This window comes from Pseudarthrobacter sp. MM222 (assembly GCF_947090775.1).
Lineage (GTDB): Bacteria > Actinomycetota > Actinomycetes > Actinomycetales > Micrococcaceae > Arthrobacter.
On record NZ_OX352321.1, the window covers coordinates 3,311,733 to 3,330,949 of the forward strand.

At 67.2% G+C, this 19,217-nt stretch carries 21 protein-coding genes and 1 tRNA gene; 7 read left to right on the forward strand and 15 right to left on the reverse strand.

Annotation, left to right across the window (positions count from 1 at the left end; genetic code table 11):
* Positions 1-58: 58 nt before the first annotated feature.
* From OM977_RS15110 to OM977_RS15135, 6 genes are all read right to left on the reverse strand, one after another.
* Positions 59-1,156 (reverse strand): GNAT family N-acetyltransferase, encoded by a 1,098-nt coding sequence (locus OM977_RS15110; protein ID WP_264354718.1) that lies wholly within the window; start codon positions 1,154-1,156, stop codon positions 59-61.
* 84 nt (positions 1,157-1,240) lie between these two features.
* Positions 1,241-1,948 (reverse strand): 50S ribosomal protein L1, encoded by a 708-nt coding sequence (gene rplA, locus OM977_RS15115; protein WP_264354719.1) that lies wholly within the window; start codon positions 1,946-1,948, stop codon positions 1,241-1,243.
* A 141-nt stretch (positions 1,949-2,089) separates the two neighbouring features.
* Positions 2,090-2,521 (reverse strand): 50S ribosomal protein L11, encoded by a 432-nt coding sequence (gene rplK, locus OM977_RS15120; protein WP_248759567.1) that lies wholly within the window; start codon positions 2,519-2,521, stop codon positions 2,090-2,092.
* A gap of 130 nt (positions 2,522-2,651) precedes the next feature.
* A complete protein-coding gene (gene nusG, locus OM977_RS15125) occupies positions 2,652-3,488 on the reverse strand; it encodes a transcription termination/antitermination protein NusG (protein WP_264354720.1) in 837 nt (278 codons plus the stop codon).
* A 114-nt stretch (positions 3,489-3,602) separates the two neighbouring features.
* On the reverse strand, positions 3,603-3,887 hold the full coding sequence (gene secE, locus OM977_RS15130) for a preprotein translocase subunit SecE (RefSeq protein ID WP_264354721.1): 285 nt from the start codon (positions 3,885-3,887) through the stop codon (positions 3,603-3,605).
* A gap of 78 nt (positions 3,888-3,965) precedes the next feature.
* Positions 3,966-4,038: transfer RNA gene (locus tag OM977_RS15135), tRNA-Trp, on the reverse strand.
* Between the two features lie 287 nt (positions 4,039-4,325).
* Here OM977_RS15135 and OM977_RS15140 point away from each other — a divergent pair.
* Positions 4,326-5,543, forward strand: a complete 1,218-nt coding sequence (locus OM977_RS15140; protein WP_264354722.1) for a pyridoxal phosphate-dependent aminotransferase — start codon at positions 4,326-4,328, stop codon at positions 5,541-5,543.
* An 83-nt stretch (positions 5,544-5,626) separates the two neighbouring features.
* Here the strand turns inward: OM977_RS15140 and OM977_RS15145 are convergent, their stop codons facing one another.
* Together OM977_RS15145 and OM977_RS15150 are read right to left on the reverse strand one after the other, a co-directional pair.
* Positions 5,627-6,301 carry a LuxR C-terminal-related transcriptional regulator gene (locus tag OM977_RS15145; protein WP_264354723.1) on the reverse strand — a complete coding sequence of 225 codons (675 nt, stop codon included), beginning with the start codon at positions 6,299-6,301 and terminating at the stop codon, positions 5,627-5,629.
* Positions 6,298-7,707 carry an ATP-binding protein gene (locus OM977_RS15150; protein WP_264354724.1) on the reverse strand — a complete coding sequence of 470 codons (1,410 nt, stop codon included), beginning with the start codon at positions 7,705-7,707 and terminating at the stop codon, positions 6,298-6,300. The genes OM977_RS15145 and OM977_RS15150 overlap by 4 nt, the downstream gene beginning before the upstream one ends.
* Before the next feature lie 124 nt (positions 7,708-7,831).
* On the opposite strand from OM977_RS15150, the gene OM977_RS15155 reads away from it, so the two are divergent.
* The 5 genes from OM977_RS15155 to OM977_RS15175 all read left to right on the forward strand — a co-directional run bounded on the left by OM977_RS15155 (position 7,832) and on the right by OM977_RS15175 (position 11,988).
* Positions 7,832-9,460, forward strand: a complete 1,629-nt coding sequence (locus OM977_RS15155; RefSeq protein ID WP_264354725.1) for a PspC domain-containing protein — start codon at positions 7,832-7,834, stop codon at positions 9,458-9,460.
* Between the two features lies 1 nt (position 9,461).
* Positions 9,462-9,758 carry a hypothetical protein gene (locus OM977_RS15160; RefSeq protein ID WP_264354726.1) on the forward strand — a complete coding sequence of 99 codons (297 nt, stop codon included), beginning with the start codon at positions 9,462-9,464 and terminating at the stop codon, positions 9,756-9,758.
* 3 nt (positions 9,759-9,761) lie between these two features.
* Positions 9,762-10,016, forward strand: coding sequence for a PspC domain-containing protein (locus OM977_RS15165; RefSeq protein WP_264354727.1), 255 nt, complete (start codon positions 9,762-9,764; stop codon positions 10,014-10,016).
* 200 nt (positions 10,017-10,216) lie between these two features.
* Positions 10,217-11,242 carry a 6-phosphofructokinase gene (locus OM977_RS15170; protein ID WP_264354728.1) on the forward strand — a complete coding sequence of 342 codons (1,026 nt, stop codon included), beginning with the start codon at positions 10,217-10,219 and terminating at the stop codon, positions 11,240-11,242.
* A 35-nt stretch (positions 11,243-11,277) separates the two neighbouring features.
* Positions 11,278-11,988 carry a GNAT family N-acetyltransferase gene (locus OM977_RS15175; protein ID WP_264354729.1) on the forward strand — a complete coding sequence of 237 codons (711 nt, stop codon included), beginning with the start codon at positions 11,278-11,280 and terminating at the stop codon, positions 11,986-11,988.
* Positions 11,989-12,004: 16 nt separating this feature from the next.
* Here the strand turns inward: OM977_RS15175 and OM977_RS15180 are convergent, their stop codons facing one another.
* The 7 genes from OM977_RS15180 to OM977_RS15210 all read right to left on the reverse strand — a co-directional run bounded on the left by OM977_RS15180 (position 12,005) and on the right by OM977_RS15210 (position 18,146).
* Positions 12,005-13,534, reverse strand: coding sequence for a DHA2 family efflux MFS transporter permease subunit (locus tag OM977_RS15180; protein ID WP_264354730.1), 1,530 nt, complete (start codon positions 13,532-13,534; stop codon positions 12,005-12,007).
* A 73-nt stretch (positions 13,535-13,607) separates the two neighbouring features.
* A complete protein-coding gene (locus OM977_RS15185) occupies positions 13,608-14,171 on the reverse strand; it encodes a PadR family transcriptional regulator (protein WP_264354731.1) in 564 nt (187 codons plus the stop codon).
* A gap of 145 nt (positions 14,172-14,316) precedes the next feature.
* The gene (locus tag OM977_RS15190) at positions 14,317-14,712 is read right to left on the reverse strand and encodes an ankyrin repeat domain-containing protein (protein WP_264354732.1); all 396 of its coding nucleotides are present in this window, start codon (positions 14,710-14,712) and stop codon (positions 14,317-14,319) included.
* Entirely contained in the window at positions 14,709-15,791 is a 1,083-nt protein-coding gene (gene ygfZ / locus OM977_RS15195) for a CAF17-like 4Fe-4S cluster assembly/insertion protein YgfZ (protein ID WP_264354733.1), read from the reverse strand. Before ygfZ ends, OM977_RS15190 begins: the two co-directional genes overlap by 4 nt.
* A gap of 22 nt (positions 15,792-15,813) precedes the next feature.
* Positions 15,814-16,548, reverse strand: a complete 735-nt coding sequence (locus OM977_RS15200) for a flavodoxin family protein (protein ID WP_264354734.1) — start codon at positions 16,546-16,548, stop codon at positions 15,814-15,816.
* 64 nt (positions 16,549-16,612) lie between these two features.
* Positions 16,613-17,227, reverse strand: a complete 615-nt coding sequence (locus OM977_RS15205) for an FABP family protein (RefSeq protein ID WP_264354735.1) — start codon at positions 17,225-17,227, stop codon at positions 16,613-16,615.
* A 184-nt stretch (positions 17,228-17,411) separates the two neighbouring features.
* Positions 17,412-18,146, reverse strand: a complete 735-nt coding sequence (locus tag OM977_RS15210; protein WP_264354736.1) for a permease — start codon at positions 18,144-18,146, stop codon at positions 17,412-17,414.
* Between the two features lie 229 nt (positions 18,147-18,375).
* On the opposite strand from OM977_RS15210, the gene OM977_RS15215 reads away from it, so the two are divergent.
* The gene (locus OM977_RS15215; protein WP_264354737.1) at positions 18,376-19,074 is read left to right on the forward strand and encodes a winged helix-turn-helix transcriptional regulator; all 699 of its coding nucleotides are present in this window, start codon (positions 18,376-18,378) and stop codon (positions 19,072-19,074) included.
* Positions 19,075-19,217 lie beyond the last annotated feature (143 nt).

Below are 19,217 nucleotides of genomic sequence, written 5' to 3' on the forward strand. Positions count from 1 at the left end.
CGGCTTAGGCCGGGCTTTGACCGCCAGCATATGCCGGTTTGGGCCGCTGTTCCATGGGTTACGTCGCGACGGTCCGCTGCCACTCGCCGTCCCAGCCCGCCGGACGGAACCCAAGCGCGATGTTAATGGCCAGCATGTGATCGTTTTCGACCGCGTTGAACGTGATCACGCGTTCCACGTCCGGGTATTCGGAGCGCAGGCGGCGGAGGTTGAGCAGCTTCACGAGCATGCCGAGCCGGTGCCCGCGATGGGGCCTGGCGACGAGGGTGTCGTCCTGGTCCGCCAGCCAGGGTTTCGAGGGAGTGAGCTGTAGCACCGAGTAGGCGGCCAGCTTCCCGCTGGGCCGGTGCCGGGCAGCGGCCACGAGGGACACGATCCCTGCCTTCTTCCACTTGTCCTCGACGTGCCGAACCCGGGCGACGTCCCAGGTTTCCTCGTCATAGCTCAGCTCTCCGGTCGGCGCGTCGGTGCTCATCCGGGACATCAGGACGGCAAACTCGTCGACGTACCCGTCCGGGCAGGTCCCCGTCCAGCCGAGGAGCTCGTAATCCTCCCCGGCCTTGGCCACCGCCTCGCGTTCCAGGCCATCCCAAGTCCCGGCGTGCGCCGGGACATCAAGGACGCTGAAGCGTTCGACCTGCTCGAGGCGATAGCCTGCCGCCAGCGCGAAGCGGACACCCCGCGCGTCGGCGGGCAGGAATCCGGCTCCGGTGGCCGGCCGGAGCCGGCCGGGACCGTCGACGTCGAAATTGGCGGGATGTTCCGTAAAGCTCTGCAGGATGGTGCGGCCCTCGGCCGCGGCCAGCTCCTGAGCGTGCTGCAGCAGCGTCCGGCCGATCCCCCGGCCGGTGAATGCATTCAGCACTTGGACGTGCAAGAGGGCGCTGCGCAGGTTCTCCCGGACTTCGCACCTGATCCACGAACTGCCGACCACCCGCCCTTCCTGGCGCACGAAGAAGACTCGGACCGTGCGGTAGGCATTGTCCCGCCAGTCCTGAAGCCGGACCGCGGGCGGGGCCGACCGGTCCAGGTTGCCCCAGGTTTCGAGCGTGATGGCATCGCACAGGTCCCCGACAGCCCGGAAGTCGCCGTCGTCCGGGGAATCAAGCGATGCCGGCAGGGCGAGCTGTTCGATGCGGTACGGCGCTGTGGTCACCGGCACAGCCTAACCGGCGGGCGGAACGCGGAAAAGACCGCCCCGCGGTTGCGGGACGGTCTTTTCAGCTTGGGCTGTCGAGGACTAGACCTCGGTCAGGACCTTGGTGACGTTGGGGTCAACCGTGATGCCCGGGCCAAACGTGGTGGCGACGGTGGCCTTCTGGATGTAGCGTCCCTTGGAAGCGGACGGCTTGAGGCGAAGGACCTCTTCCAGCGCTGCTGCGTAGTTCTCCGCCAGCTTGATGGCGTCGAACGAAACCTTGCCAATGATGAAGTGCAGGTTCGAGTGCTTGTCGACGCGGAAATCGATCTTGCCACCCTTGATGTCGTTGACGGCCTTGGCGACGTCAGCGGTCACGGTGCCGGTCTTCGGGTTCGGCATCAGGTTACGCGGACCCAGGACCTTACCGAGGCGGCCAACCTTGCCCATGAGGTCAGGGGTAGCAACGGCGGAATCGAAGTCGGTCCAGCCGGCTGCGATCTTTTCGATCAGGTCATCGGAACCAACGAAGTCGGCGCCGGCAGCGATTGCTGCTTCGGCCTTGTCGCCCGTTGCGAAGACGAGGACGCGGGCAACCTTACCGGTGCCGTGCGGCAGGTTAACGGTGCCGCGGACCATCTGGTCAGCCTTACGCGGGTCTACACCCAGGCGGAAAGCAACCTCAACGGTGGCGTCGAACTTGGACGGGTTGGTGTCCTTAGCCAGCGTCACTGCCTCGAACGGCGCGTAGAACTTCTCCGCGTCGATCTTGGCTGCGGCTGCCTCATATGCTTTGCTGCGCTTTGCCATGCTGCTTATTCTCCTTGTGCAGTTGTGGTCTGCGGACCGCGCTGGGCCCTGCCACAGTCGGGACTCCGGCGGTTTTATCCGAACCGGATTTCCAACATCTCAAATGATTAGGTGGTGCCGGTTGCCCGGCGGTGAAGGCTATTAGCCTTCGACAGTGATACCCATGGAACGGGCGGTACCGGCGATGATCTTCGCGGCGCCTTCGAGGCTCGTGGCGTTGAGGTCTTCCATCTTGGTGGTGGCGATCTCGTTGACCTGGGCCTGCGTCAGCTTGGCAACCTTGACGGTGTGCGGGGTGGGCGAACCCTTGGCGACGCCTGCAGCCTTCTTGATGAGCTCTGCAGCCGGCGGGGTCTTGGTGATGAACGTGAACGAGCGGTCCTCGTAAACCGTGATCTCAACCGGGATGACGTTGCCGCGCTGGGATTCCGTCGCAGCGTTGTACGCCTTGCAGAATTCCATGATGTTGACACCGTGCTGGCCAAGCGCAGGACCGATCGGCGGGGCCGGGTTAGCGGCACCTGCCTGGATCTGCAGCTTGATGAGGCCGGTGACCTTCTTCTTGGGAGCCAATGTAGGGTCCTTCTCTCAATTGCGTCCTGGGACACAGGAGCGTGCCTCAGGTTGGTGGCCGCCATGGCAAGGCGGCCGGCCGCCCCGGGGCCGCTAAGCGGGCAGCCTGGGGCGAATTCTGTGGGGAAAGCTAGATCTTGCTGACCTGGTTGAACGCCAGCGTGACCGGAGTTTCGCGCTCGAAGATGGAAACCAGCACCACGAGGGTCTGGGAATCCACCTTGATCTCGGAGATCGTGGCCGGAAGGGTCTCGAAGGGACCCTCCTTGACGATGACCGATTCGCCCACCTCGAAGTCGACGTCAACCTGGGCGGCGGCGTGCTTGACGGGCTTGCCCTTCTCGGCCTGCTCTTCTTCGAAGACCGGGGCGAGCATGGAGAAGACCTCGTCGAGGCGCAGCGGAACCGGGTTGTGGGCGTTGCCTACGAAGCCGGTGACGCCGGGGGTGTGACGGACGGCGCCCCAGGAGGCGTCGGTCAGGTCCATGCGGACAAGCACGTACCCGGGGATGCGGACGCGGTTGATGACCTTGCGCTGAGCGTTCTTGATCTCAACGACTTCTTCCATTGGCACCTGGATCTCGAAGATGTAATCTTCCATGTCCAGGGTCTGGATGCGGGTTTCAAGGTTGGCCTTGACGCGGTTTTCATAGCCGGCGTAGGAGTGGATGACGTACCAGTCACCCTCCTGGCGGCGCAGCTTGGCCTTGAACTCATCGGCCGGGTCCACTTCAGCGGCAGCAGCGGCGGCCGCGAGAACGTCGCCTGATTCGCCTGCTTCTGCTTCGTCGGCAGCTTCAACGTCGTCAGCGTCGGTGGTTTCGTCGTCGGCTACTGCATCTGCCTCAGCGGCGGCGTCGGATTCGGGCGCAGCAGACACAGCCTCGGACTCTTCCCCGGCTTCCACCGCGGCGTCCTGGCTCTTATCCAGCTCAGTCTCAGTTACCTCGAGCTCCTGCTCAGACACTTGGTCTCCTGCTTCCTCATTGCCTTACATGCCTATTTAAATGACTCAATTCCGCACACCCCGCGGAAGCACCGGTCTCCCGGGGATATCCACGCGGTCTGCGGACCGGTCGGGTTAGCGGTCCGTGGGGGCCGTGCCGCCGAAGACCCAGCTAACTCCGGTCCCGAAGGCCAGGTCCAGCAGGGTGACGATGAGCATCATGATGACCACGAACACCAGCACCACAAGTGTGTAGTTGATCAATTCCTTGCGGGTCGGTGCAACGACCTTCTTCAGCTCGCCGATTACCTGGCGGACGAAGAGCGCAATTCGAGCGAAGAAGCCGGCCTTTTCGGCGTTCTTGGCGGGGCGGCCTTTGGAGCTGCTGGCAGCTGTTTCGGTCACCTGATCCTCACTCATCCTCGCAATGTCGGATACCCGGCTCTGAACTGAACCATGGTTGCTGCGCTTGCTCCGGTTGACCCGGAACAGCTTGCGCAGGGCAGACAGGACTCGAACCTGCAACCTGCGGTTTTGGAGACCGCTGCGCTACCAATTGCGCCACTACCCTAGGTGGATCGAAAACCCCAGACTCGCACTTCCCCAGACTTTCCTGAGGCGCAGACCATCATCGTGTTTTCAACACCGGAGAACCAGTCTACGCAACAACTGCGCCTACGTCGAACCGGGTTCTCCCGGACCGCCGCCTCGCAGAGAAAAGGCGCCGCGGAAACCAGCTGACTTACCCGCAGTCACATTTCCGCGCCGGCACTCCGGGCGATCCGCTGAACAGCATAGAGTAGGTTCCGTCGAATCCCCCAAACAGCCCTCCAGCTGCAAGCGAAGAATGGACCCGCCATGCCTGCCGCCCGCATTTCACAGCGCATCTCCGCGATTGCCGAATCCGCCACACTGGCCGTCGACGCGAAGGCGAAGGCGCTGAAGGCGGCCGGCCGGCCGGTCATCGGCTTCGGCGCCGGCGAACCGGATTTCCCGACTCCCGGCTACATCGTGCAGGCCGCCATCGATGCCGCCAGCCAGCCGAAGTACCACCGCTACTCCCCCGCGGGCGGCCTGCCCGAACTGAAGCAGGCCATCGCGGACAAAACGTTCCGGGATTCCGGCTACAAGGCCGAGGCCGCCCAGGTGCTGGTGACCAACGGTGGCAAGCAAGCCGTGTACAACACCTTCGCAACGCTGCTGGATCCGGGCGACGAAGTCATCGTCCCCACCCCGTTTTGGACCACCTACCCGGAGGCCATCCGTCTCGCCGGCGGCGTGCCGGTCGAGGTGTTTGCCGGACCGGAACAGGAATACTTGGTCACCGTGGAGCAGTTGGACGCCGCCGTCACTGACCGCACCAAGATCCTCCTGTTCGTCTCGCCGTCCAACCCCACCGGTGCCGTGTATTCACCGGAGCAGGTCAAGGAGATCGGCCAGTGGGCGGCCGCGAAGGGCCTGTGGGTGGTCACCGACGAGATCTATGAGCACCTGACGTACGACGGCGTGCCGTTCACCTCGATCGCCACGGCAGTCCCGGAACTGGGCGATAAGGTCGTCATCCTCAACGGCGTCGCCAAGACGTACGCCATGACCGGCTGGCGGGTGGGCTGGATGATCGGCCCGGCCGACGTCATCAAGGCCGCTACGAACCTGCAGTCCCACGCCACGTCCAACGTCTCGAACATCCCCCAGGTCGCCGCCATCGCGGCGGTCTCCGGGCCGCTGACCGCGGTGGACGAAATGAAGCTCGCCTTCGACCGCCGGCGCAAGGCAATTGTGGCGGGCCTGAATGCCATTGAGGGTGTCGAGTGCCCGACGCCGAAGGGTGCGTTCTACGTCTACGCCGACGTCCGCGCGCTGCTGGGCAAGGAGCTCCCTTCCGCGAACGGACCGGTCCGGCCGGCGACGTCGGCCGAGCTGGCCGCCCTGATTCTGGACGAGGTCGAGGTGGCGGTGGTTCCGGGCGAGGCGTTCGGCCCGTCCGGCTACCTCCGCCTGTCCTACGCCCTCGGCGACGAGGACCTGGCCACCGGCGTCGCCCGCCTCCAGGACTTCCTCGGCAAGGCCAAGTAGTCCCGCTCCAACCCCGTTGCGCTGTCACTTTTGGTCCTTATCCAGCCCCGGATAAGGACCAAAAGTGATAGCGCATCTCGGTTTTAGAGCAGGCGCCGCTCGGCGGCCCAGCGGGTCAGTTCGTGCCGGCTGGAGAGCTGGAGTTTGCGCAGCACCGCCGAAACGTGGGTTTCAACCGTCTTGATTGAGATGAACAACTCCTTGGCGACTTCCTTGTAGCTGTAGCCGCGGGCGATCAGCCGCATCACCTCGAGCTCCCGGGCGGAGAGCCGGTCCAGTTCGTCGTCGGCGATGTCCGCCGGCGCCGTGCCGAAGGCATCCAGCACAAACCCCGCCAGCCGGGGCGAAAACACCGCGTCGCCCCCGGCCACGCGCCGCACGGCGTCGGAAATTTCCGCTCCTGAGATCGTCTTGGTGACGTAGCCGCGCGCGCCGGCCCGGATGACCGAGACGACGTCCTCCGCCGCGTCCGAGACGCTCAGGGCGAGGAACCGCGTGGTCGCCAACAGCGGGATGGAACCGGCAATCACCTCGCGCCCGCCGCCGCCGAGTCCGCCTGGCAGATGGACGTCCAGCAGCACGACGTCGGGGCGGACCGCCGCGATGACCGCAACGGCTTCTTCGACCGTTCCGGCTTCGCCCGCAACGAGAATGGCCGGATCCAGGTCCGCCTTGAGGCCGGACCGGAAAATCGCGTGGTCATCGACAATCACGACGCGGATCGCCCGCGCCGTGTTTCCTGTATCTGCGTTGCTCACAGTCTTACCTCTCCGTTGTCGGCGGCACCCGTAGCGGCCGCGGGGCTGGCGGCCAGCGGCAGCCTGAGCCGCACTTCGGTGCCGTCCGGGCTGCTGATGATGGCGGCCGTGCCGCCGTGCCTGTTCATCCGTCCGATAATCGATTCGCGGACACCGAGCCGGTCCGCGGAGACTGAGTCCGGATCGAACCCGGGTCCGCGGTCCTTCACGAACACCTCCGCGGCGCCGTCAGTGACTTCCAGGTAGACGGACACGGCGCTGCCGCCGTGGCGGGCGGCATTCAACATCGCCTCACGGGCAGCCTGGACCAGGGCCTCGTGCCGTTCCGCCATGCCGCAGTCCCCCACGCTGACGACCTCGACGGCCTGGCCCAGCGCATCTTCCACTTCCGCCGCGGCCGCCTTGATGCCTTCCGAGAGCTGCCCGGCCTCCTTGCCCGGGTCCCGGTACAGCCAGCCCCGCAGCTCGCGTTCCTGCGCGCGGGCCAGCCGGACGACGTCGTGCTCGTTGCCCGCGCGCCGCTGGATCAGGGCCAGCGTCTGGAGGACGGAGTCGTGCAGATGGGCGGCGATCTCGGCGCGCTCGGTGGCGCGGACGCGGCCGGACCGCTCCGCCTCCAGGTCTCGCCAGAACTTAAGCCCCCACGGCAGCAGCACCAGGGCCACGCCGCCGAGCACCGCCACGGAGGCCAGCAGCGCGAGCCAGGTCTGCTCCCACGATCCGGAGCCGGACACCATCACCAGCACGCCGGCAACCACAAGCGCCAGGCCGGCCGCGAGCCGGGCCCAACCACCGGCCTGGTCGGCCTTGGTCTTGTCGAGGAGGCCCGCCCGCCGGGTTTCGTCCAACTGCATCCACGCGATCGCGGCGCCACCCAGGATGGCGGCCACCGGAATAAGGGTCCCCAGCGGCACGTCAAAGCCGAGCATCCTGGCGATCAGGATTCCCGCGGCCAGCAGCAGTCCGGACCCCAGCAGGATCTCCTTGCCGTACGGCATACTCTTGACCCTGCTCGGCCAGGACTCCGTGGCCGCGACGGCCGGCCCTTGGGGCGTTGCGTCGGGCGCGGGAACGTTCGCCACGCTGGAGTCCGCAGCTGCGGGACCCTGGTAGCCGCCCGGGTACTGACCCGCGTCGGGGCCGGCAAACGGTGCGCTTACCGCCGGGGCAATGGGCGACGCCGGCCGGCGGGCATTGCGCCTGGCGCTCTCGTCGGCAGTGGGCACCATGATCCAGAGCCAGGCGTAGAAAGCGACGCCGGCGCCGCCGGCGAGCGCCGCCACTGCCATTCCAATCCGTACCATCCGCACCGGCCAGCCCAGGTGGCGGGCGAGACCGGCGCAGACGCCGGCAATCACGCGGTCGCCGCCACGGACCAGCGGCGGGCGGGAAACGGCGGTTGTCATGAATCAATCCAAGCATGGATCAGGGTCCCCCGGACCCGTTTTCGGCCCGAACCCGGGCTGACTCAGGGACAGTTCAGGGTGTTCCCCAGTAGAGCGCCGCGGCCGGGACCGGGAGGATCGAAGTATGAATCCGCACACCCCGCACCCCGATGAAAGCCAGGACCCGTCCCGCCCCGCAGCAGGCACTGGTCCGTCCGCAGCCTCTCCCGCCGACTCCGAGACGCCGGCCAGTGTTCCGGGCGGCACGTCGCCCACCGTTCCGCTGAAGGTTCCGGGCGGCACGTCGCCCACCGTCCCGCTGGACGTTCCGGCCGATTCCGACGAGCCGGGCTGGTCCGGAACGCTTCCCCCGCCTCCACCTCCGCCTCCGCCGTACTACGGCGCCACGCCTCCCTATGGCGAGACGCCGCCCCCGCACGGTGCCCAGTCGCAGTCATTTTTCGACTGGGTAAGGAGCCAGGGAATCTACCGAGGACGCGACCGGTGGGTCGGCGGCGTTGCCAGCGGCATCGCGCAGCGGCTGGGCGTTGACCCGCTGATCGTCCGCGGCATCTTCATTGTCCTGGCCATTTTCGCCGGAGTCGGCGTACTCCTGTACGGCCTCGCCTGGGCGCTGCTGCCTGAACCCGACGGACGGATCCACGTGCAGGAGGCTGCCGCAGGCCGGTGGAGCGGCGGGATGACCGGCGCACTGATCACCACCCTGATCGGCCTGCCCGGCCTGGGCAGCGGCGTTTGGGGCTGGGACCGGCACGGCTTCGGCGGTTTCATCTGGACCGTCTTCTGGCTGGGCGGCATCGGCTACCTCGTCTACTACCTGATCCGACGCAATCGAACCCCGAACGGAGCCCCACTCATGTCCGCGCACGCCCACCCCGGCGGCCCGACGAATTTTGCAGACCCGGCCGGGCCGGCAGGCCCGGGCCAGGCATCTGCAGCCAACACGGCCTCTTTCGCCACCCCCTCCTCCGGGAGCACCTCTTATGGGAGCAGCTCATACGGCAGCACCTCGTATGGCGGCACCGTGGCCGGTCCGGCCTGGGGCGGGCCTCCGCCAGCCGGCCCCACGCCCCCGCCCGGTAACGGCTACCGTCCCGGCGGCCCCGTTCCTCCCGCTAAGCCCCGCAACCTTGGCCCCGGCGCCCCCGCCGTGGCTGTTACCGCAGGGCTTGCGCTCCTCGTCGGCGGCGGGATCAAGGCCCTCGACGCCGCCAACGTGATCGACCTCGGCGACTCGAGCAACGCCGTCGTGTGGGCCAGCGGGGCAGCAGTCCTGGGCCTCGGGATCCTCTTCGCCGGCCTCCGGGGCCGCACCTCGGGCATCCTCGGGTTCTTCGCGGTGGTGGCCCTGATCATCGGGGCAGTCTTCAACGTGGTCCCGAACGGCGACAGATTCCGCTTCCAGGACGCCGACTGGTCCCCGGCCAGCATCGAGCAGGCCCGGAACGGGTTTGAGATCACCGGCGGCAGGGGGACCGTCGACCTCACCAAGCTGGCACTCAACCCGCCGCTCGGCACCGACGTCGTGGTCCCCATCGACGTCACGGCGAGCAACGTGACCGTGGTCATCCCGCAGACCGTGCCCGTGCAGATCCAGGCGGATATGACCATGGGAAACCTGAACGAGGGCGGCCGCAGCCACGGCGGCATGACAACCCAGCAAAACGACTACAACACGGGACAGCCCGGCGCTCGGCTGATCCTCAGGATCTCCGGCACCGTCAGCAACGTGACGATCCAGGAAGGAAACTGACATGAGCAGCTACAACGCACCGACGGACGGCTCCGCGGGCGACGGGCCGACCACTCCCCTCAACCCCGGCAACGCCGAACAGCCAGAGAGTTCCCCCGCACGCGTGGGGACGATCGTCTGGGGCCTGATCGTGCTGGCCCTCGCCGCGCTCATCATCGTCGCCCGGCTGGGCCTGGTGGCCCTGGACGGAACCTATGTCCTGATCGGGCTAATGCTCGGCGCCGGCGCAGCATTGGTGATCGGCGGGCTGCTCTCAGCCCGCGGACGTGACAAAGATTCATCAACAGGGAAGTCTTGAACCATGGATAAGTTCTTCAGTACCGTCCGGGGCCTCGGCCTGAAACGTGGTCCGCAGCGCTGGCTGGGCGGGGTGTGTGGCGGAATCGCCGCCAAGCTGAACGTCGATGTCGCATTCGTGCGGATCGCGTTCCTGCTCCTGGCCCTGCTCCCGGGGCCGGCCTTCGTCTTCTACCTCGCGGCGTGGCTGATCGTGCCGGACCAGCGCAACGCCATCGTCCTGCAGTCCTTCCTCGAGAACCGGTCGCGCCGCCTCTGAAGCGCCGCTAAGACGCCCGCCTACGCCCCCGGACGCCGGCCCGGACCCGCGGGGCCCCGGAGAGTGCCCCCACCAAATCGGTGGGGGCACTCCGCTGCGGTAACCGTTTGTGTCCTGCCCCACATCCGCCATTAGACTCTATGGTGAGCTCAGCGTGGCGCTCTGCCTGTACACCTTCGAACCAGGATTTGAGCCGAGAAATGAAAATTGGAATCCTCACCAGCGGCGGAGACTGCCCCGGATTGAACGCCGTCATCCGTGGCGCCGTCCTCAAGGGCATCGCCGTCCACGGCCACGAATTCGTGGGGTTCCTGGACGGCTGGCGCGGCGTCGTAGAAGCCGACGTCATCGACATCCCCCGGACCATGGTCCGGGGCATCGCGAAGCAGGGCGGGACCATCCTTGGCACCTCCCGGACCAACCCCTTCGAGAACGGCGGCGGGCCCGAGGTCATCAAGGCCAACATGGAACGCCTCGGCATCGACGCCATCATCGCCATCGGCGGCGAGGGCACCCTGGCCGCGGCCAAGCGGCTCACCGATGCCGGACTGAAGATCGTGGGGGTCCCGAAGACGGTCGACAACGACCTCGACGCCACCGACTACACCTTCGGTTTCGACACCGCCGTGGAAATCGCCACCGAGGCGATCGACCGCCTGCGCACCACCGGGGAATCCCACCACCGCTGCATGATCGCCGAGGTCATGGGCCGCCACGTCGGCTGGATCGCGCTGCATGCCGGCATGGCCTCCGGCGCGCATGCCATCCTGATCCCGGAGCAGAAAGCCTCGATGGAACAGATCGCGGACTGGGTCCGCTCGGCCCACGAACGCGGCCGCGCACCCCTTGTGGTCGTGGCGGAAGGCTTCGTCCCGGACGGCCAGGAGACGCCGCACTCCGAACGCGGCCTCGACACCTTCGGCCGGCCCCGCCTGGGCGGCATCGCCGAACGGCTCGCCCCTGAACTTGAGGCCATGACGGGCATTGAAACCCGCGCCACGGTCCTTGGCCACATCCAGCGCGGCGGCGTCCCGACGGCGTTCGACCGCGTCCTCGCCACCCGCCTGGGCATGGCAGCCATCGACTCGGTCGTGGAGCGTCGCTGGGGCACCATGGTTTCGCTCAACGGCACCGACATCGTCCACGTGGGTTTCGACGCTGCCCTGGGCAACCTGAAGGCCGTCCCGCAGCACCGCTACGACGAGGCCGCGGTCCTCTTCGGCTGAGTCGCGGGCGGCACCGCGGTGGGTAGGGTTGAGTCATGAGTCTTGAGCCCGGTTCCGCTGACATCATCCAGCTCGCGTGGGCCCGCCACCTGGGATTCAACGACGCCGACTTCGCCGCGTCCGCCGGCGAACGCCTCACCCGGGCGGATGAGTCCCGCCGCACGGTGGATTTCGTCCGCCTGTTCGGCAGCTCCGCCCTGGTGGGGCCGCAATGGGCGCTGGACGCCGCCGCGGGGCTACCCGACGAGGAGCTCGCCCAGCACATCACTCTCCTGACCATCACCCGGAGCCACGGCGGCCACGGACTCGGCGCGGCGGCACTCTTCTTCGCGGACGACCTGCCCCTGCAGCAGCCGTCCGAGGAGCTGACCGTCTCGCACGGCAACCCGGAAGCGATCGAGCTGGAAGCGGCGTGTCCGCCGGATGACGTCAACGAGGTGGGCCTCTCGGACCTGGAGCACCGGTTCACCATTTTGCATCTGGAGGACGGCCGGCGGACCCCCGTGGCGTGTGGCGCGTACACCGAGTGGGAGGGCATCCTGGCGCACATGGGGGTGCTGGTCGCTCCGGAGTGGCGCCGCCGGGGCCTGGGTTCGCTGGTGGCCTCGATCGCCGCGCACGAGGCGCTCACCTCCGGCCTGACGCTCCAGTGGCGCTCCGACGTCAGTAACAAGGGGTCCCTCGCCATCGCCCGGAGCCTCGGCTTTGCCGCCGGCGGCATCCAGACCAGCGTGCTGCTGGGCTGATCCGGATGCCCGGTCATTAACGCGGCTTGGCCGCGGCCTGTTCACCCGTTGAGGCCGCCTGTGCCGGCGCCGCCGGGACGGCCCCCCAGTTCTGTGCCGGCTGCGGCTTGGCGAAGAACAGGGCCACCGCGGCGCCGAGCAGGATGACCGCCGCCGGGAGCAGGATGGACTGGCTCATCGCCGTCGAGAATCCTGCGTGCAGACTCTCAGGCAGGGCGCCGCCGAACGACATGGTGCTGGCCTCCCCGGAGCCGCCCGGGGCTGCCGGGAGCTCCGCCGCGAGCCGGGCCTGGATCAGTACTGCGATGGCTGCACTGCCCAGCACGGCGCCGATCTGGCGGGTGGTGTTGTAGACGCCCGCTCCCGCCCCCGCCTGCCGGGGCGGGAGGTTGCGGGTGGCGGTGGTACTCAGCGGCGCCCAGATGCCGGCGTTGGCGAAGCCGAGCACGGCGCTGGGCAGCAGGAACAGCCAGATGGGCGTGTCCGGGTGCATCAGGGCGCCGTTCCAGAACAGCGCCACCGACATCAGGACCAGGCCGGACGCCGTGATGTACTTCGGGTTGACGCGGTCGATGATCCTGCCGACGACGGGGGCGAGGCCGCCGGAGATGACGGCCATCGGCACCATCATCAGCGCGGACTGGGTCGGGGTCAGGCCGCGGACGATCTGGTAGTAGAAAATCAGCGGCAGGCTGAAGGCGGTCACCGTGAACCCGACCGTGGTGATCCCGATGTTCGCGAGCGAGAAGTTGCGGTCCCGGAAGAGGGACAGCGGAAGCAGCGGCTCGCCCTTGTTGTACCGCTGCCACACCACGAACCCGGCCAGAACCACGAGGCCGGCAATAATGAGGCTCCAGACGGTGAGCGGTCCGCTTATGGTCCCCCAGTTGTAGGTCTCACCCTCCTGGATGCCGAAGACCAGCAGGAAGAGCCCGACGGCGCTCAGCAGCACGCCGGGGATGTCGAACTTGTGCGGGTGCGTGCTCAGGGCCGGCACGAAGCGCCAGGCGAGGATGAAGCCGGCGATGCCTACCGGAACGTTGATGAAGAAGATCCATTCCCAGCCGAGCCCGTCCACCAGGACGCCGCCGAGGATCGGGCCCACGAGGGTGGCGACGCCGGCCGTGGCGCCCCAGATGCCCATCGCGGCGCCGCGCCGGTCCGGCGGGAAAATCCGCGTGATGACGGCCATGGTCTGCGGCGTCATCATCGCCGCGCCGAAGCCCTGGAGCACCCGGGCCAGGATCAGGGTCTGGACGTCGCCCGAGAGCCCGCACCAGAGCGAGGCAACCGTGAATACCACGAGCCCGCTGAGGTAGAGCTTCTTCGGGCCGAAGCGGTCGCCCAGCCGGCCGGTGATCAGCAGCGGGACGGCGTACGCCAACAGATAGGCGCTGGTCACCCAAATCACCGAATTGATGTCGGTGTTGAGCCCTTCCATGATCCGGGGGTTGGCCACCGAGACGATGGTGGTGTCGATCAGGATCATAAAGAAGCCGATCACCAGGGACCAGAGTGCCGGCCACGGCCTGGCTACGTTTTCCATGGGGTTCCTTAGGGTGCTGAGAGGGTTGGTCGGTAAGGCTGGAGAAGCGGGGCGACCCGGTTCCGGAAGGCGGCTACCAGGGCAACTGGCCGGTGCCGAGCTGCTCCTGGAGGCTCCGGATCCAGCCGATCTCGGCGCCAAGCATGGTTTGTTGGTACTGCATGTCAATCCAGTATTTGCGGTCGACTCCTTTGGCCCGCACCCGCTCCTCCGCGTCGAAGAGGAACTTCAGCTGCCCCTCCAGTTCGTTAAGGCGCTGGTCGAGCAGTGCGACGACGACGCCGGCCGGCAGGTTGTATGCCTCGGAGACGGCCAGCGGAAAGGCGGGGTATTCGTTGACGGGCGCGGCGAGCATATCCCGGATCCGCTCGGTCAGGGCTTGCCGTCCTGCCGCGGAGATCTCATAGGTGGTGCGTTCGGGACGGTTGCCCTCCCGATCCGTCCCGGTGGCCGCGACCAGCCCCTGCTCCTCCAGCCGGCCGACGGCGTGGTACAGCGTTCCGGGGCGGACCTTCACCAGCCGGTCTTCATGCCGGGCCATCAGGAGCTGGTACATCTCGTAGGGATGCATCGGCTGTTCCACCAGCAGGGAGAGTGCGGCGACGCCGAGGGGGGTCAGGGGCGCGGCTCGAGCCATGGTGCCGTCCTCCTTTCCCCGCGGTATCCGGGAACGCGGAGCCCCGCCGCCGCGGGTTGACCGCAACCCAGGCGATTACTCCACAAGAACTATTCCACATGGAATAGTGGGGCGCAAGGCGCCGCGGAACCTCCACCGCCCAGAGTCAGCCCAGCAGGGCGAGGAGGTCCGCGCGGGCGAACATCTGGGCCGCGGCCCGGGCGGAGGGCGTGCCGGCGTCGGGGTCTGCACCGGCCGCCACGAGCGCCTGCACCACGTCGGCGTAGCCCTTGAAGACTGCCCCCGCGAGGGGCGTCTGGCCGCGGTCATTGGCGGCATTGGCGTCGGCGCCGTGCTGCAGGATCAACCGGACGGCGTCGGCGTGGCCGTGGTAGGCCGCGAGCATCAGCAGCGAATCCCCCGCGGCGTTGGTCAGGCCGGCCGGCGCTCCGGCGGCCAGGTAGCTGCCAAGCAGGGCCGCGTTTCCTTCCCGGGCCGCATCGAACAGCGCATGGGCCAGGGCGAGCGTCTCGTCGTCCGGTGCGGCGCTTCCGCTGGTCATCGTGTCCCCCTCAGGAATCCGGTCTGACGTCCCACGACCTGGCCGGCGTCGGGAGCCACAATAACTTCCTGCGCCGCGGTGTAAGGCTCATCCCCGTCGATGACGGTCAGTGCCGCGTCCGGGGCGACGGACCGTTTGATGACGGCCAGGGCCACCGGGCCCATCTCATAGTGCTGGGCCACGGACGTCACGGTGCCGACTTTGCGGTCACCGGCGCGGACCTCGCTGCCGACGGCGGGCATGGTGTGTTGCGAGCCGTCGAGCTGCAGGAACACGAGCCGGCGCGGCGGATGGCCCAGGTTATGGACGCGGGCCACCGTTTCCTGGCCCTTGTAGCAGCCCTTGTTTAGGTGGACGGCGGTACGCAGCAGGTCAAGCTCGTGCGGAATGGTCTTGTCGTCGGTCTCGGCGCCCCAGCGGGGCCGCCACGCCGCGATCCGCAGCGCCTCGGCGGCCCAGACGCCGGCCAGCGGACGCCCGGCCACCGTGGTTTCGAGTTCGGCGGCGGGGACCAGGTATTCGAACCACGGCCGCTCCAGGCCGGGGTGGGATTCCTCGCCCACGACGGCGTAGGAGTAGCCGCCGGCACCGACATGCGGCCAGGGGTCCTCCCAGGCCTGCAGCGCGGACCACTCCGGGACCCGGCGGGTGGAGCCCAGCACGGCCCACTCGGCCGACACATCGGTGATCTCGACGCGCAGCATGAACTTCATCCGGTTGAGCCATTCCGCGAGCGGTCCGGCCTCGGCGGCTTCGACCATCAGCCAGGTGGTGGCGCCGTCGTCCTCTACCCGGGCGTCGAATTCGATCCTGCCCTGCACGCTGAGCAGGAGCAGTTCGGTTGACTGGCCGGGCGCAAGGTTCGTGAGCTGTTGAGAGGAAAGCGTGTTGAGCCAGCTCAGCCGGTCCGGCCCGCTGACGGTGACGACGCCGCGGTGGGACAGGTCGACGACGGCGGTGCCGGCGGCCAGCGCCCGCTGCTCCCGCAGCGGCTCGCCATAGTGGGACGCGACGCCGGCGTCAGCGCCGCCGGCCTCGACCGCGCCCGGGCGCGACAACAGGGGGCTCTTGGTAGTCATATCTAGTAGAAGTCCTTAGGGCCTAGCGGTATTCCGGATTTTCGAAGTCGAAGCGGGTGCCGGCGTTCCACGCTTCGGGCAGGTTGCCGTAGGCGGGAATGCCGCCGGCGTCCTTGAGCGTCCGGGCCAGGTGCAGCAGGTTCCAGGTCATGAATGTGGTGTTGCGGTTGGTGAAGTCGCTCTCGGGGCCGCCCGAGCCTTCGTCGAGGTAGCTCGGGCCGGGCCCGACCGGACCGATCCAGCCGGCGTCGGCCTGCGGCGGGACCGTGAAGCCGATGTGCTGGAGGCTGTAAAGGACGTTCATGGAGCAGTGCTTGATGCCGTCCTCATTGCCGGTGATCAGGCAGCCACCGACTTTGGGGTAGAAAGCCCACTGACCCTTCTCGTTCAGCTGCCCGGAGTGCGCGTAGAGCCGCTCGATCAGCTTCTTGGTCTGCGAGGAGTTGTCACCCAGCCAGATGGGCCCGGCGACGACGACGATGTCCGCCGCCAGGACGGCCGGGTACAGCTCCGGCCATTCATCGGTGGCCCAGCCGTGTTCGCGCATGTCCGGGTAGACGCCACTGGCGATGTCGTGGTCCACCGTGCGGATCACCCGCGTGCTGACGCCCTGCTTCTCCATGATGCGGCGGCTGACGTCGACCAGTCCCTGGGTGTTGGACGTCTCGGGCGACTTCTTGAGCGTCCCGTTGAAGAATACGGCCTTGAGGTCGGCGTAGCTCTTCTTCTCCCCGGGTGTGGCTGCTGCTTCTGGCACTGTGCGGCTCCCTGTGTTCGCTGTGGACAACGGAAAATCAGTGAGCCCTCATGGCCAGGCCCGGTCAGCTTACTTTGGCGAGGATGGCCGAGGCGTGGGCCTCCAGCCCGCTCCCGGGCGCGGTGTTCTTGCCGGTTGCGACGTCCCAGCGCCACAGCAGCTGGCCGTCGACGAGTCCGAAGATCCGGGTCGCGGCGGTGTATTCCTTGGAGTGGCTTCCGCGCATCACCATGTCGGTGCTCAGCTGGATCTGTGGCCCCTTGATCTGGCCGTAGTACAGCTCGGAGATCCCGCCGGGGTGGGCAACAGAGACCGAGATGTCGAAGCCGCCGTCGCTGTTGCGCAGCGCCTCGACCTCGTCGGCGCTCTTGAGGACCGGGACGATGTCGCCCGGTATCAGGCCCGGCCCGCTGTCCTCTTCGCGCTGCTTGCGCTCAAGGGCCCAGAAACCGGTTTCGACCGTCAGCGGACGCAGCTTGGTGCCCTCGTCATCGGTCAGCCAGCTCTCAGCCCGGTACTGGAGGTAAGGCAGGCCGTTGTGGGTGAAGGAGACGTGTTGCAGGAAGTGCTCGGAATCCTCGTCCCCTGCGCCGAGGCGGCCGCTGCCCTCCCACTCACCAATGAGCCAGGACAGCGGAACGATTTCCGGTGTCAGATCTGTAGGAATTTCAATGGGCACGGCTGCGACCTCTGGAAACTACGGGTTCTGGGCGGGTGTCTGCTTTGGGCTGGTTACTTCTGGCCTTTGAAGAGGCGGTAGACCACAAAGCCGGCGAACCAGGCCATGGAAACACTGGCGATGCCAAGCAGAACAAGGAAGAAGATCTCAAATGCAAGTACGGACATGATGCCATCCTAACGCGTTAGTAGATGAGTAGTTTGTCTATGAAGTAAGCCAAAGAACCGATGGCGGAGACCGGGGCCAGGCCCATCCCCAGGGCCGCCGGAAAGTTCAGAGCTTCGCCGCGGAGGACCACGAGCCTGCGGAAACTCACCAGCACGGACCCCACGGCGACGCCCACAAGCGCCGCCGGCAATACGGCGATGTCGGAAAAAACCAGCCCGGCTAGCGGGCCGGCCAGTCCGGCACCGATAATACCCAACGGGGCGACCACACGGTCCGGCCAGCGGATCAGGCCCGCCAGAAGGGCAATCGCTGCGCTGACGCCCGCGACCAGCACCATCTCCCGGACCCCGTTGAAGCGGGAGCCGGCGATCCACCCGGCTCCGAGGCAGGACAGCATCACACCCGCACAGGAGCCGAGCGTCGACTCCAGTCGCTGGGCCTGGCCGGTGCCCCGGACCAGCTGCATGACGAAGATGGCCATTACGCCCGCGGCGATGAAGGACGGAGTCCAGTCCAGGAAACCCGGCGCGGGGAGGTAGGTGGCCGCAATGGCGGACCCCACACCGGGCAGCCCGATCAGGGCTGCCAGGGTCTTCTTGGCCGGGATCCCGAGAAAATGCGGCCAGCCGATCCCGATGCCGAGGGCAGTGAGGCATGCGACGGCAAGCAGGGCCTCGGGCGCCGAGTAGGCGCCTGCGATGACAGCGACGAGACCGGCCAGGCCGACGATTCCTATGCTCCACGCCTTCACTGCATACCCGCCATCAACCCGTACCTTCGTTCACTGCGGACCCCGTTTGGACCTGATCGCCTATTTCAGGACTGCGGGCCCTGACGGCTCAATCCTGCCTTATGTGAACGTTTTATGTCGCAAAAGGACCCGCCCCGGGCAACGGGAGCATGTCTGGAAAGGGTCGCTTGGGTATACTCAGTCTCAGCTACAGACGCCCAATGATGCGCGGACACCCCTTGGAGGAATCATGTCGCACATCCTGCTCCTGACGAACAGCACCGGCTCATCGGTGGACGTCCTGCCTGCGTTGGAACTGCTGAACCACCGCGTGCACATTCTGCCCGCAGAACCCACCGCCCTGCTGGATACCGATCCCTGTGACATCGTCCTCCTGGACGCCCGCAAGGACCTGGTCGGCGCCCGCTCCCTTACCCAGCTACTCAAGGCCACCGGCCTGAGCGCGCCGCTGATGCTGATCCTGACGGAGGGCGGAATGGCCGCCGTGTCCTCGGCCTGGGCGGTGGACGACATCCTGCTCGAGTCCGCCGGACCCGCCGAGGTGGAAGCCCGCATCCGGCTCGGCGTCGCCCGCGCGGTGCCGGACCAGGACGATGCCCCGACCGAGATCCGGGCCGCCGGCGTCGTCATTGATGAGGCCAGCTACACCGCCCGCGTTAACGGCGCGGCACTGAACCTGACCTTCAAGGAATTTGAGCTCCTCAAGTACCTCGCCCAGCACCCCGGCCGCGTCTTCACGCGGCAGCAGCTGCTGACAGAAGTATGGGGATACGACTACTACGGCGGCACCCGCACGGTGGACGTCCACGTCCGCCGTTTGCGGGCCAAGCTCGGCGCCGACCACGAGAACCTCATCAGCACCGTGCGCAACGTCGGCTACCGCCTGACCCTGGTGCGCCACCCCGAAGAGGAACTGACCGAGGCCTAGCCACCGGCCGGACCCCACGGCAGTTACCCCGCGGCGGACACAGATATGAGACACAGATAAGCCCCGGACTCAGGAGTCCGGGGCTTATCTTTTTGGTGGAGGACATACGGGTCGAACGTATCGAGGCCACCCCAGTGGTGGAT